Origin of the sequence: Pseudomonas sp. 9.1(2019), from assembly GCF_009910445.1 — a bacterium.
GTDB classification, from domain to species: Bacteria; Pseudomonadota; Gammaproteobacteria; order Pseudomonadales; family Pseudomonadaceae; genus Aquipseudomonas; species Aquipseudomonas paraversuta.
Genome location: NZ_VBWF01000005.1, coordinates 287,083 through 299,902 on the forward strand (window position 1 = coordinate 287,083; position 12,820 = coordinate 299,902).

The following is a 12,820-nucleotide window of genomic DNA, read 5'->3' on the forward strand; positions in this document are numbered from 1 at the left end:
AGAGTCATGATGGGTAAGTTAGCGGTAGTGTGCGCGGTGGGCGCCGGGGTATTGCTCGCAGGTTGCCAGGCGGTGAACACCACCAGTGGCGGCGCGGTAGGGGTTGAGCGCAAGCAGTACATGTTCAGCATGCTGTCGAGTCAGCAAGTGGATCAGATGTACGCGCAGTCGTACCAGCAGACTGTCACCGAGGCCAGCAGCAAAGGCGCACTGGACAAAACCAGCGCCAACGCCAAGCGTTTGCAAGCCATTGCCAACCGCCTGGTTGCCCGGGCGCCGTTTTTTCGCCCGGATGCCGCGCAATGGAACTGGGAGGTCAATCTGATCAAGAGCGACGAGCTCAACGCCAACTGCGGCCCGGGCGGCAAGATCATTTTCTATAGCGGGATCATTGATCAGCTCAAGCTCAGCGACGACGAAATCGCCGCCATCATGGGCCATGAAATTGCCCACGCCTTGCGCGAGCACGGGCGTGAATCCATGTCCAAAGCCTATGGCATCGAGATCGCCAAACAGGGCGCGGGGGCGTTGTTGGGCCTGGGCCAGGACAGCCTGCAACTGGCCGATACCGTGGTCAACTACAGCCTGACGCTGCCCAACAGCCGCAGCAACGAAAACGAAGCCGACCTGATCGGCCTTGAGCTGGCTGCCCGGGCGGGTTACAACCCGAATGCAGCGATTACCCTGTGGCAGAAAATGGCCGCGCAAGCGCAAGATGCGCCGCCGGAATTCATGAGCACCCACCCGGCTTCCAGCAGCCGGATTGCGGCATTGCAAGCGGCGATCCCCAAGGTGATGCCGCTGTATGAGCAAGCGCCGAAGACCCAGTAGGGTTAAGACCGCAGTGTTCCCATAGCCGGCAAGCCAGCTCCCACAATTCAGACCGCCTTGTGGGAGCCTGGCTTGCCGGCGATTGCATTGGCCTGCATCGCAGAACGCCTGCAGGGATCAGTGGCCGTTACAGCCAGCCGCTGATCACCATCGCCTTGTACACCGCCACTATGGCCAGCACGAAGAACGCGGTCGCGGCCAGTCGGCGAATCAGGGTCAATGGCAGTTTGTCGGCCGCAAAGTTACCCGCCAGCACCACCGGCACGTTGGCAATCAGCATGCCCAGGGTGGTACCGATAATCACCAGCCACAAATCCGGGTATTGCGCCGCCAGCATCACGGTCGCAACCTGGGTCTTGTCACCCATTTCAGCGATGAAGAATGTAATCAGCGTGGTGATGAAGGGGCCGTATTTGCGGGCTGTACTGGCCTCGTCGTCGTCCATCTTGTCCGGGACCAGAGTCCACAGGGCCGTGGCGGCAAAGCTCGCGGCGAGCACCCAGTGCAACATCACATCGGTGAAGAAGGTGCTGAACCAGGCGCCCACGGCACCGGCTGCCGCATGGTTGGCGAGGGTTGCCACCACGATGCCGGCGATGATCGGCCAGGGTTTGCGAAAGCGTGCGGCGAGAATCAGCGCGAGCAGTTGCGTCTTGTCACCGATTTCGGCCAAGGCAACGATTGCTGTAGGAACGAGTAAGGAATCGAGCATCATCAGGTAGTTTTCCAGGGGCGGGTCGACACGGCTATGACACGTACAGCCTTCCCGCCCCGGGTAAGGTGTTCGTGTCATAGGTCTTGTCAAACCCCGGTCCGTCTGTGCGGACACCTGGGTCGCATGCACCATGGTCTGTTGACCAAGTATGTTGACGCATGCCGGACGAGCGCGAGGCTCGTGGGAGACTACTCCCCTAGGACGGAGCGGATTCTGCCTAGGCAAATCCGATCCGGCAAGCCCTTATTGCGCTTTTCTGTCAGCGGCGTTTGGCGCTGTAAATCCGGAAACCCTGACCTTGCGCCTTGACTGTGCAGTGGCCGAACTGCTCTTCGATCAGCGGCTGGTAGCGCAGGAAGCTATTGGCTACAAGACGAAGTTCGCCACCTGTTTTCAGATGTTTGACTGCTTTTTGCAGCAAGTTTTCTGTGGCGTGGTAATCGGTATGAACCCCGACGTGAAACGGCGGATTGCTCAAAATCGAGTTCAGGCCCATGGGCGCCGCATCAATGCCATCGCCGGTAATGACCTCGGCTTCCAGACCGTTTGCGGCAAGGGTCAGACGACTGCTGGCGGTGGCAAAGGCATCGACATCGAGCAGGGTGACGTTGTTATGCGGGTAGCGGCGCTTGACTGCGGCTCCCAGCACCCCGGCACCGCAGCCGAAGTCCAGCACGTGGCCGCTGGGCAGTTTGTCCAGGTGCTCCAGCAACAGGGCGCTGCCCCGATCCAGGCGGCCATGGCTGAACACACCCGGCAGGCTGACGACTTTCAACGGGCCTTCGGCCAGCGGCAGTTCGTAATGCTGGGCGAGGTCGGCGAGCACCGGTGCGGCCGGGGCGTTGACCACAGTGACTTGCCACAGCTGGCAATGACGCGCGCTGTCGAGCTTGCGCGGCTTGCCAAACGGAACCAGTTGCTTGGATGCGCCTTCGATTCCGCCCTTCTTTTCGCCCACCAGAAATACGTCCGCACCGGGCAGGCGAGCCGCCACGGCGTTGAGCAGATAATCAGCCAGTTCCTTGGACTTGGGCAGAAACACCACGGCGGTGTCGAAGCTGCGCTCAGGCAGCTCGATGCCGAAATGCACCCGTCCTTCAAAGCGCGCATCCAGGGTGGCCTGGTCGCCGGCGTGCCAGCACCAGCCGTGGGCATTTGGCAGTTCGCCGAGCAATTCGTCAGCCGGTAATCCTACCAACAGCAACGAGCCCTGAAAGTATTCAGGCTGACGAAGCAGTACTTCACTGCGCGGATCCATAATCTGCTCCTCAAAAAGGGCCGCAGTCTATCAACTGACGACCCGCAGCGCTGTACCGTTAAAGAATGCTTCGGCGTTTTGCGTCAGTTGGCCGACGATCCGCTGGCGCGCTTCACGACTGCCCCAGGCGCTGTGCGGAGTAATGATCAGGCGCGGGATGTCATGGGCCAGCAGCGGGTTGCCGTCGCGCGGCGGTTCGACGCTCAGTACGTCGGTGGCCGCGCCGCCCAGATGGCCGCTGCGCAGCGCATTGGCCAGGGCCAGTTCATCAATCATGCCGCCGCGGGCAGTGTTGACCACAAAGGCCCCCGGCTTGAGCAGTGCCAGTTCACGGGCGCCGATAAAATTGCGAGTGTGTTCATTGAGCGGGCAGTGAAAGGTCAGGGCGTCGACCTGTGGCAGCAACTCATCCAGTGGCAGCCGGTCGGCTCGGGCCGGACGGCCGGGGATCTGGCCCAGCAAGACGCGCATGCCAAAGGCTTCGGCCAGCCGGGCCACGGCGCTGCCCAGTTCACCGTGACCGAACAGGCCCAGGGTCTTGCCTTCGAGTTCGACAATCGGGAAGTCCAGCAAGCAGAACTGCCTGGCCTGTTGCCACTGGCCCGCAGTCACGGCTTTGTTGTAGTCGACAAGACGGGTGGCCAGTGCCAGCAACAGCCCCAGAGTGTGCTGGGCCACCGAGGGGGTGCCGTAGCCCTGGCAGTTGGCGACGGTAATGCCGCGGGCGCGTGCGGCTTCAAGGTCAACGTTATTGGTGCCGGTGGCCGCCACCAGAATCAGCTTCAGCTCGGGGCAGGCCGCGAGGGTTCGGGCATTGAGCTGGATTTTATTGCTGATGGCCACGCTGGCGCCTTGCAGACGTTCGGTCAGGTTATCGGCGTCGGTGTCCGACCACAGCTGCAACTCGCTGAAACACTGGCGCAGAGGGGCAAGGTCGAGGTCGCCCAGATCCAGTGAGGTGTGATCCAGGAATACTGCGCGCTGAGTGTTCGTCATCAACTGTACCTTTTGTGCTGTCGAGTGAAGGCGTAATGTGGCGAGCCTAACAGAAGAAACAATTTGTAATGGAGCCGTGCATGTACTGGACAGAATTTTTGACCGTTGCCCTGATTCACTTGCTGGCCGTGGCCAGCCCCGGGCCCGACTTTGCTGTGGTGGTGCGTGAAAGCGTGACTCACGGCCGTCGCGCCGGGATGTTTACCGCCTTCGGCGTGGGCACGGCAATTTTCGTCCATGTCGGCTATTCGCTGCTGGGGATCGGAATCATTGTCTCGCAGTCGATTGTGTTGTTTAACGCCCTCAAATGGCTGGCAGCTGCCTACCTGCTGTACATCGGGATCAAGGCATTGCGCGCCAGGCCTGCTGATCCGGCAGCCGTGGCTGCTTCTTTGCCGGTTGGCGAGCGCACTGCGCGCGGAGCCTTCACTTCGGGCTTTGTAACCAATGGCCTGAACCCTAAAGCCACGCTGTTTTTCCTGTCGTTGTTTACCGTGGTCATCAATCCGCATACGCCACTGTCCATTCAGGCCGGGTATGGCGTGTACCTGGCGGTCGCGACGGGGCTGTGGTTTTGCATGGTTGCGATGTTGTTCAGCCATCAGCGCGTGCGCACCGGCTTTGCACGCATGGGCCACTGGTTTGATCGCACCATGGGCGCGGTGCTGGTCGCCCTGGGTGTGAAGCTTGCGTTCACTGAGATGAATTGATTTTTCGTATCGCTCCATGGGCCCACCCCGGCTAGCGGGAACGCTGCAGGGGCTGGCTTGGCCGCAACGCGAGCCAGCCAGTTGGCCACAGGTTTGGCGTTGCGCCACCGGCGATCTTGTCAATTTCTGGTTTTCCTTCATCCTTGCGGCTCATTGTGCGTGCCCTCGGAGAAGTATCGATGTCCTCAGTCAACCGGTTCTGGCGCCAGGTCAAACTGCCACTGGCAGTCAGCCTTGTCTCGACGCTCGCCGGGCCCGCCTGGGGCGTGAGCTTTAACATAGGCGAGATCGAAGGCCAGATCGATTCCGAACTGTCCATTGGCGCCAGCTGGTCCACGGCCAAGGCCGATCGCAAGCTGATCGGCGCCAACAACGGCGGCAAGGGGCAATCGCAAATCTCGGATGATGGCCGCCTCAACTTCAAGCGCGGCGAAACCTTCTCCAAGATTTTTACCGGCATCCACGGGCTGGAGCTCAAGTACGGCGACAGCGGTGTGTATGTCCGGGGCAAGTATTGGTACGACTTTGAACTGCAGGATGACAGTCGTCCCTTCAAACCAGTCAGCGACAGTGGGCGCAAAGCCTCGGCTCAGTCTGCCGGAGCCCAGTGGCTGGATGCCTACGCCTATCACAACTACGCCATTGCCGATCAGCCCGGGGCCGTGCGCCTGGGCAAACAGGTGGTCAACTGGGGTGAGAGCAGCTTTATCGGTGGCGGGATCAATGCCATCAACCCGACAGATGTCGCGGCGTATCGGCGACCGGGCACTGAATACAAAGACGGACTGGTGCCGGTCAATCTGTTCTACATTTCGCAAAACCTCACCGACAACCTCTCGGCCCAAGCCTTTTATCAACTGGACTGGGAGCAGTCAGAAACCGATAACTGCGGAACATTTTTCTCCCAGTCCGACGTAACCGCCGACGGTTGTGACGGCAATTATCGAGTGATGAGCAAACGTTCGGCACTGAATGTGGCGGACCTTTCAGCCCTGACGTCGGCGGGTGTCGATGTGAACGGCGAGGGCGTGCTGGTGCGTCGTGGTGCTGATCGCGATGCGCGCAACAGCGGGCAGTTCGGCGTGGCCATGCACTACGTGTTCGAGCCGCTGGACACCGATTTCGGCGCCTACTTCATGAACTACCACAGCCGCGATCCGATCCTCAGCGGGCGTGCAGCATCGCAGTCGGCCTACGACTCGGCCTCGGCTGCAGGCGCTCTGGCGCCGATGATCGTCGCCGGTAACTCCAGTTACTACGTCGAGTATCCCGAGGATATCCGCCTGTACGGCCTGAGCTTCGCCACCACCTTGTCCACAGGCTCGGCATGGAAAGGTGAACTGAGTTATCGGCCCAATGCGCCGGTACAGCTCAACAGCAATGATCTGCTGTACGCCAATGTGACCCTGTTGCCGGGACTGGCCGCTGCATCGCCGCTGAGCGTTACTCCGGGTGCCGATTCCCAGGGCTATCGGCGCAAGGAGATCACTCAGTTTCAGACCTCTCTGACCCATGTCTTCGACAATGCCATGGGAGCTGACCGGCTGACCTTGATCGGTGAGGTTGGCGTGAGCCACGTGGCCGGTCTCGGCGGCAGTTTGCGCTACGGGCGTGATCCGGTATTTGGTAGCGACGGCAACGACGGCTTCACCACGGCTAATTCATGGGGCTATCGCGCACGTGCCGTATGGGCCTACAACAACGTGTTTAACAGCCTCAACCTGAAGCCGAATCTGGCCTGGTCCCACGATGTCAGCGGCTATTCGCCGGGCCCCGACAATACCTTTGCTGAAGGGCGCAAGGCAGTGAGCATGGGCATTGATGCCGAGTACCAGAACACCTACACCAGCAGCCTTTCATACACCAATTTCTTTGGTGGGCGTTACAGCACGGTCAGCGACCGGGACTTTATGACGCTGACGGTGGGGGTGAAGTTTTAAGCCGCAGCTCAGAGCCCGTGGAGAAGGGGTTGGCTGGCGCTTTTTGATATAAATATTTTCACTTTGTTGATTTCTGAAATAATACGTGTCATCTATAGCCGCACACAGTCGACGGACTGATCCTGCGCGCCAGCTTGGATGGCAAGTGTTTCTTCACCCCCGAACGCCCTTCAGGAGTCAATAATTTGAACAAGACAGTACTTCTAGGTGCACTGGCCCTGTGCGCTTTCAGCTTTGTGGCCCGCGCCGATGACGCGCCTCTGCGTATTGGTATCGAAGCGGCCTACCCACCGTTTTCGATGAAAACCCCTGAAGGTGAGATCAGCGGTTTTGACTACGACATTGGCAACGCGCTGTGCGAGGAGATGAAAATCAAATGCACCTGGGTGGTCCAGGAGTTCGACGGCATGATTCCTTCGCTCAAAGTGCGCAAGGTTGATGCGGTGCTGTCTTCCATGTCGATTACCGAAGACCGGCTCAAGTCCGTCGATTTCAGCAAAAAGTACTACCACACGCCCGGCAAGTTCGCGATGAAGGCGGGCACTGTGATCAACGATCCGCTGGTGGATCTCAAGGGCAAACGTGTCGGGGTGCAGCGCTCTTCGACCTATGACCGCTTTGCCACCCAAAAGCTTGAGACGGCCGGGGTCGTGGTGGTGCGCTACTCGACCCAGAGTGAAGCCTTCCTCGATCTGGTCTCGGGCCGTCTGGATGCCACGCTCGCCGATATCATCTACACCGATGAAAGCTTTATCAAAACCCCGCTGGGCCAGGGATACGCCCTGGTCGGACCGGATATCAACGACCCTGCCTTCTTCGGCCGGGGCGCGGGCATCGCTGTGCGTAAAGGCGACACGGCCAACGCCGAACGCCTGAATGCCGCCATTGATGCAATCCGCGCCAACGGCAAGTACGAACAAGTGATGACCAAGTACTTCACGTACGACATCTACGGTCAAAGGTAAGTCAACCCGTATCCCTGATGCGGCTCCCCCGGTGGGAGTCGCCGGGGCTTGTCTCGCGCGTTTTTTGGCGCTCGCTTGAGGAACTGCATCATGCTCCACGGCTACGGATCGAGCATTCTCGAGGGTGCCTGGCTGACCGTAAATCTGGCTCTGACCGCCATGGCCCTGGCCATTGTCCTGGGGCTGATTGGCGCGACGCTGCGCTTGTCACCGATCAAGTGGCTGGCACGGCTGGGAGAGGTCTATACCACCCTGATTCGCGGTATTCCGGATCTGGTACTGATTCTGCTGATTTTCTATGGCGGTCAGGATCTGGTGAACCGCATCGCTATGGCCCTGGGCTCCACGGACTATATCGATATCAACCCCTTTGTCGCGGGGGTCTGCACCATGGGCTTCATCTTTGGTGCCTATCTCTCGGAAACCTTTCGCGGTGCATTTATGGCCATCCCCAAAGGCCAGATCGAGGCGGGGCTGGCATATGGCATGGGCAGCGCCCAGGTGTTCTGGCGAATTCTGGTACCGCAGATGGTCCGTTTCGCACTGCCGGGGTTCACCAATAACTGGCTGGTGCTGACCAAGTCCACTGCGCTGATCTCGGTCATTGGCTTGCAGGACATGATGTTCAAAGCCAAAAGCGCAGCAGATGCGACCCATGAACCCTTTACGTTTTTTCTCGCCGTGGCGGGGCTGTATCTGATGCTGACCAGCGTGTCATTGCTGGTGCTGCGCTTTCTGGGACGACACTACTCGGTCGGCATAAAAGCCGCTGAGTTGTGATTGGGAGCACCTCATGATTCTTGATTACAACCTGATCTGGGAAAACCTGCCGCTGTATTTCGGTGGCGCGCTGATTACCCTCAAGGTACTGCTGATTTCCCTGTTCTTTGGCCTGGTGCTGGCGATTCCGCTGGCGCTGATGCGAGTCTCGCGATCGCCTTTGATCAACTTTCCGGCCTGGCTCTACACCTATGTCATTCGTGGCACGCCGATGCTGGTGCAGCTGTTTCTGATCTATTTCGGGCTGGCGCAGTTTGAAGCCGTGCGCCAGAGCGTGTTGTGGCCATACCTGTCCAGCGCCACCTTTTGTGCGTGCATGGCGTTTGCGATCAATACCAGTGCCTACAGCGCGGAACTGCTGGCGGGCAGTCTGAAGTCCATCCCTTATGGCGAGATCGAAGCGGCCAAAGCCATGGGCATGTCGCGAGTGACTTTGTATCGGCGGATTCTCCTGCCTTCGGCCCTGCGCCGGGTGTTGCCGCAGTACAGCAACGAAGTGCTGATGATGATGCAGACCACGAGCCTGGCGTCGATTGTCACCCTCGTCGATATCACCGGGGCCGCCCGAACGGTCAGTGCACGTTATTACCTGCCGTTTGAAGCGTTCATTACCGCGGCGGTTTTCTATCTGGTGCTGACCTTTATTTTGACCCGTCTGTTCAAGCTGGCCGAGCGCCGCTGGCTGGCGTATCTGGCACCGCGCAAATACTGAGGGGCGTGTTATGGAACACATTAAATACCTGTTGCCGTGGAGCGCCTCGGGCACTGAGCGCCACCTGTCCCTGTTTCGTTTTGGCCAGGGCACGCGCAAGGCCTACATCCAGGCCTCGCTGCACGCGGACGAGCTGCCGGGGATGCGCGTTGCGGTGGAGCTCAAGCGTCGCCTGCTGGAGCTTGAGGGGCAAGGCCGGTTGAACGGGGTGATCGAGCTGGTGCCGATGGCCAACCCCATCGGCATTGCCCAGATGTTTCAGGCGACCCACCAGGGGCGCTTTGAGTTTTCCAGCGGCAAGAATTTCAATCGCGACTTCCCAGTGCTGGCAGACGGCGTGGCTGCGCGGGTAGCCGGCCAGTTGGGTGGCGATGCCGAGGCCAACACACTGCTCATCCGCCGGGCCATGCTCGATGTGCTGAGTGAGCAGCCAGCCCCGGCCTCGGAGCTCGATGGCTTGCGTTGCCTGTTGCTGCGCCATGCCTGTGACGCCGATGTGGTACTGGATCTGCACTGTGATTTCGAGTCGATCATGCTGCTGTACGCCTTGCCGCAAAACTGGCCGCGCTTGCGCTCGCTGGCCGCGCGTTTGCGCGCCGGGGTGGCCCTGTTGGCAGAGGATGCGGGGGGCAGTGCGTTTGATGAAGCCTGTGCGCTGCCCTGGTTGCACCTGGCCGAGCGCTTTCCCGAGGCTGAGATTGCCCTGGGCTGTATCGCCACCACCATTGAACTGCGCGGCATGGCGGATACCGAGTCGGGGCCATGCGTGGAGAGTGCGGAGGCGATTCTCGGTTATCTCGCCGAGCAAGGGCTGATCAGCGGTGCATGGCCGGACGCCCCGGTTCACAGCTGTGAGGCCATGCCGTTTGCGGGTGCCCAGTACGCCTATGCACCGCACCCGGGGGTTGTGAGCTTTATCCAGCCGCTGGGGGCGCGGGTCAAAGCGGGCGATCCGCTGTTTGAAGTCATGGACCCGCTGACTGATCGCCACAGTGTGGTGCGCGCCAGTACCGACGGCATCCTCTATGCCCGTGAACGCCTGCGCTTTGCCCAGCCCGGTTTGTGGTTGGCCAAAGTTGCCGGCAATACCCTTATTCGCCAAGGTCGCTTGCTTAGCGACTGATCCCGAGAGTGGATGTCATGTACAAACTTGAAGTTCAGGATTTGCACAAAAGCTACGGCTCCCATGAAGTGCTCAAGGGCGTTTCGTTGCAGGCGAAGGCCGGGGATGTGACCAGTATCATCGGTTCCAGTGGTTCCGGGAAAAGTACGTTCTTGCGGTGCATCAACCTGCTGGAGCAACCCAGCGGCGGCAGTATCGTGCTCGACGGCGAACCGCTCAAACTGATCAGTAGCAGGCGGGGAGGGCTTGAGGCGGCAGATCCGAAACAGTTGCAGCGCATGCGGTCGCGACTGTCGATGGTGTTTCAACATTTCAATCTGTGGTCCCACATGAATGCTCTGGAAAACGTCATGGAGGCCCCGGTGCACGTGCTTGGCATGGGCAAGGGCGAAGCGCGGGACAGGGCCGAGCATTACTTGAACAAGGTCGGCGTGGCGCACCGCATGCGCGCCTGGCCGGCCCATATGTCCGGCGGTGAACAGCAGCGTGTGGCGATTGCCCGGGCCCTGGCCATGGAGCCGGAAGTGATGCTGTTCGACGAGCCGACTTCGGCCCTGGATCCTGAGTTGGTGGGGGACGTGCTCAAAGTGATGCAGGATCTGGCGCAGGAGGGGCGGACCATGGTGGTGGTCACTCACGAAATGGGCTTTGCCCGTGAGGTTTCCAACCAGCTTGTGTTCCTTCATCAGGGTGTGGTTGAAGAGCGTGGCGACCCACGCAAGGTGCTGGCCAATCCTCAGTCTGAACGCCTGCAGCAGTTTCTTTGCGGCAGTTTGAAATAGCCGGCGACCGCTTCGGATACACTTCGGGGCGTCACAAGCCGACGCAGTGTCTACTGCACGGACCGGCTTTGGGCGCCGCCCCTTTTTTATCCACAGGGAATGTTGAGCCGGATATGCCAAGCCCATCCAAAGACACCACGATTTATGCCGCCGCGGTCATGCGCAAGCTGGCAGAGATCGTGCCCGAGTTGCAGCCTTCATTGCGCAAGGTCGCCGATTTTATCCTGCGTCATCCGCTGCGTGCCGCGACCCTGACGATTGAGGAAATGGCCCACGAGACCAGCACCTCGCCAGCGGCGGTCAATCGCCTGGCCAAAGCCCTGAATCTGGGCGGGTACAGCGGCATGAAGGCCGAGCTGGTGGCAACACTGCAACAAGTGGTGTCTCCGGTGGACAAGCTGCGTAACGAACTGGCCCATCGTCCGGACGGGGCGTTTGGCCTGCATGAACAAATTCAAAGTGCCAGCAGCAACCTGGCCACGGCCGCGACCAGCAATCATCCGGACACCTTTGAAGCCTTTGTGAATCACCTGGTCAAGGCGCGCAAGATTTACATCCTGGGCTTCGGTAACAGTGTCTATTTCGCGGGCCTGGCGGCCTCGACCCTGATTCCGTTTTGTGCCGATGCCACGGCTATCAGCATGGAAGGCGGTAACGAAAACGCCGCCTATCGACTGGCTGCGATTACTGATCAGGATGTTTTACTGGCGATCTCTCTGCCGCGGTATTCCATCGACACCCTGCAACTTTCCCGCTTCGCCAGCGAGCGCGGTGCCACGGTGCTGGCCATTACCGACTCACCTGCCTCGCCTCTGAGCAGCATTGCCCGGCATGTGCTGTTTGCCCCGGCCGACCATCCGGTGCTGACCAGCTCCAGCATCGCAGTACTTGCCTTGATCGAAGGACTGGTGGCGGGCGTCATGGCGCGGAACAAGGAGGCGGTCAAACTGGCGACAGAACTGACAGAGAGCGTCATGTCTTACCTGCATATTCCTGTGGGCAGTAAATTGACTAAAAAGTAATCAGCGATGCCGGTGCGGGCGGGGCATATCTATTTGTGGGCAGGCGATCGGACGACTATCGTTTATGGAACACGAATATTGGCGGCCTGAGGAATTTTTACCGCTGGTCGCGTTCCAACGCCCACAGAGGTCTAATGCCAACGACCTTTGCCTCCAGAAAGACTGACAGGAGCTTCACCATGTTCACCTCGCGTCGTTTGATTATTGCCGCAAGTGCTATCGCCTTGCTGGCAGGCTGCGCCTCGCCCAACCCATATGACAATCAAGGCCAGGCCTCTTCGGGCATGAGCAAAACCGCTACCTATGGTGGTCTTGGGGCGTTGGCCGGTGCCGTTGCCGGTGCTGCCATCGACCATAACAACCGTGGCAAGGGTGCATTGATCGGTGCCGCAGTGGCAGGTCTGGGGGCCGCAGGTTACGGCTACTACGCAGACAAGCAGGAAGCTGCGTTGCGCGCGAGTACGGCCAACACCGGGATTGAAGTTCAGCGTCAGGGCGACAACATCACCCTGGTGATGCCGGGCAACATTACGTTTGCCACCAGCTCGGCGAACATTGCTCCCAGCTTCTATCAGCCGTTGAACAACCTGGCGAACTCGCTGAAGCAGTTCAACAACCAGAACCTGATTCAGATCGTCGGCTATACGGACAGCACCGGGAACTACAACTACAACATGCAGTTGTCCCAGCAGCGTGCGCAAAGCGTGGCGACCTATCTGACGTCCCAGGGTGTCAGCGGTCAGTACCTGTCGGTCAGCGGCAAAGGCCCGGCCGACCCGATTGCCAGTAACGCCACGCCTGATGGCCGTGCTCAGAACCGCCGCGTGCAGATCACCCTGGCACCGATTCCGGGCGTGAACTACCAGCAGCAGGGGCAAGTTCAGCAGTACCCGTAAGACCCAGGTCTTGCAGGTGCCGCAGGCATTTGCTGGCAGCATAAAAAAAGCCCCGTGATCCTTACCGATCACGGGGCTTTTTGTTGAGCG

General features: G+C 59.8%; 13 protein-coding genes and 1 riboswitch. Of the genes, 10 read left to right on the plus strand and 3 right to left on the minus strand.

The window, feature by feature from the left end; translation table 11 throughout:
- The first annotated feature begins 9 nt into the window (after positions 1-9).
- On the plus strand, positions 10-831 hold the full coding sequence (locus tag FEZ21_RS07350; protein WP_127196807.1) for a M48 family metallopeptidase: 822 nt from the start codon (positions 10-12) through the stop codon (positions 829-831).
- A gap of 127 nt (positions 832-958) precedes the next feature.
- Here FEZ21_RS07350 and FEZ21_RS07355 read toward each other — a convergent pair whose 3' ends face one another.
- From FEZ21_RS07355 to FEZ21_RS07365, 3 genes are all read right to left on the minus strand, one after another.
- Positions 959-1,543, minus strand: coding sequence for a TMEM165/GDT1 family protein (locus tag FEZ21_RS07355; protein ID WP_003443736.1), 585 nt, complete (start codon positions 1,541-1,543; stop codon positions 959-961).
- A 92-nt stretch (positions 1,544-1,635) separates the two neighbouring features.
- A riboswitch (yybP-ykoY riboswitch) is annotated at positions 1,636-1,755 on the minus strand.
- Between the two features lie 50 nt (positions 1,756-1,805).
- The gene (locus tag FEZ21_RS07360) at positions 1,806-2,804 is read right to left on the minus strand and encodes a class I SAM-dependent methyltransferase (protein ID WP_003443734.1); all 999 of its coding nucleotides are present in this window, start codon (positions 2,802-2,804) and stop codon (positions 1,806-1,808) included.
- A gap of 30 nt (positions 2,805-2,834) precedes the next feature.
- Positions 2,835-3,800 (minus strand): 2-hydroxyacid dehydrogenase, encoded by a 966-nt coding sequence (locus FEZ21_RS07365; protein WP_160626772.1) that lies wholly within the window; start codon positions 3,798-3,800, stop codon positions 2,835-2,837.
- A gap of 80 nt (positions 3,801-3,880) precedes the next feature.
- Here FEZ21_RS07365 and FEZ21_RS07370 point away from each other — a divergent pair, with 80 nt between their 5' ends.
- The 9 genes from FEZ21_RS07370 (at position 3,881) to FEZ21_RS07410 (ending at position 12,730) form a co-directional block, all read left to right on the plus strand.
- The gene (locus tag FEZ21_RS07370; protein WP_003443728.1) at positions 3,881-4,510 is read left to right on the plus strand and encodes a LysE family translocator; all 630 of its coding nucleotides are present in this window, start codon (positions 3,881-3,883) and stop codon (positions 4,508-4,510) included.
- Between the two features lie 179 nt (positions 4,511-4,689).
- Positions 4,690-6,450 carry a DUF1302 domain-containing protein gene (locus tag FEZ21_RS07375; protein WP_003443726.1) on the plus strand — a complete coding sequence of 587 codons (1,761 nt, stop codon included), beginning with the start codon at positions 4,690-4,692 and terminating at the stop codon, positions 6,448-6,450.
- Between the two features lie 185 nt (positions 6,451-6,635).
- Positions 6,636-7,415 carry an ABC transporter substrate-binding protein gene (locus FEZ21_RS07380; RefSeq protein WP_003443724.1) on the plus strand — a complete coding sequence of 260 codons (780 nt, stop codon included), beginning with the start codon at positions 6,636-6,638 and terminating at the stop codon, positions 7,413-7,415.
- Positions 7,416-7,505: 90 nt separating this feature from the next.
- A complete protein-coding gene (locus FEZ21_RS07385) occupies positions 7,506-8,195 on the plus strand; it encodes an ABC transporter permease (protein WP_003443721.1) in 690 nt (229 codons plus the stop codon).
- A gap of 13 nt (positions 8,196-8,208) precedes the next feature.
- Positions 8,209-8,907: an ABC transporter permease gene (locus tag FEZ21_RS07390; protein WP_160626774.1), complete on the plus strand. Its 699-nt coding sequence runs from the start codon at positions 8,209-8,211 to the stop codon at positions 8,905-8,907.
- Positions 8,908-8,917: 10 nt separating this feature from the next.
- Positions 8,918-10,030: a succinylglutamate desuccinylase/aspartoacylase family protein gene (locus FEZ21_RS07395; protein WP_003443717.1), complete on the plus strand. Its 1,113-nt coding sequence runs from the start codon at positions 8,918-8,920 to the stop codon at positions 10,028-10,030.
- Between the two features lie 17 nt (positions 10,031-10,047).
- Positions 10,048-10,812: an ABC transporter ATP-binding protein gene (locus FEZ21_RS07400; protein WP_003443714.1), complete on the plus strand. Its 765-nt coding sequence runs from the start codon at positions 10,048-10,050 to the stop codon at positions 10,810-10,812.
- Between the two features lie 113 nt (positions 10,813-10,925).
- Complete coding sequence (locus FEZ21_RS07405) at positions 10,926-11,834, plus strand: MurR/RpiR family transcriptional regulator (protein WP_003443711.1); 909 nt, start codon at positions 10,926-10,928, stop codon at positions 11,832-11,834.
- A 179-nt stretch (positions 11,835-12,013) separates the two neighbouring features.
- The gene (locus FEZ21_RS07410; RefSeq protein ID WP_003443708.1) at positions 12,014-12,730 is read left to right on the plus strand and encodes an OmpA family protein; all 717 of its coding nucleotides are present in this window, start codon (positions 12,014-12,016) and stop codon (positions 12,728-12,730) included.
- Positions 12,731-12,820 lie beyond the last annotated feature (90 nt).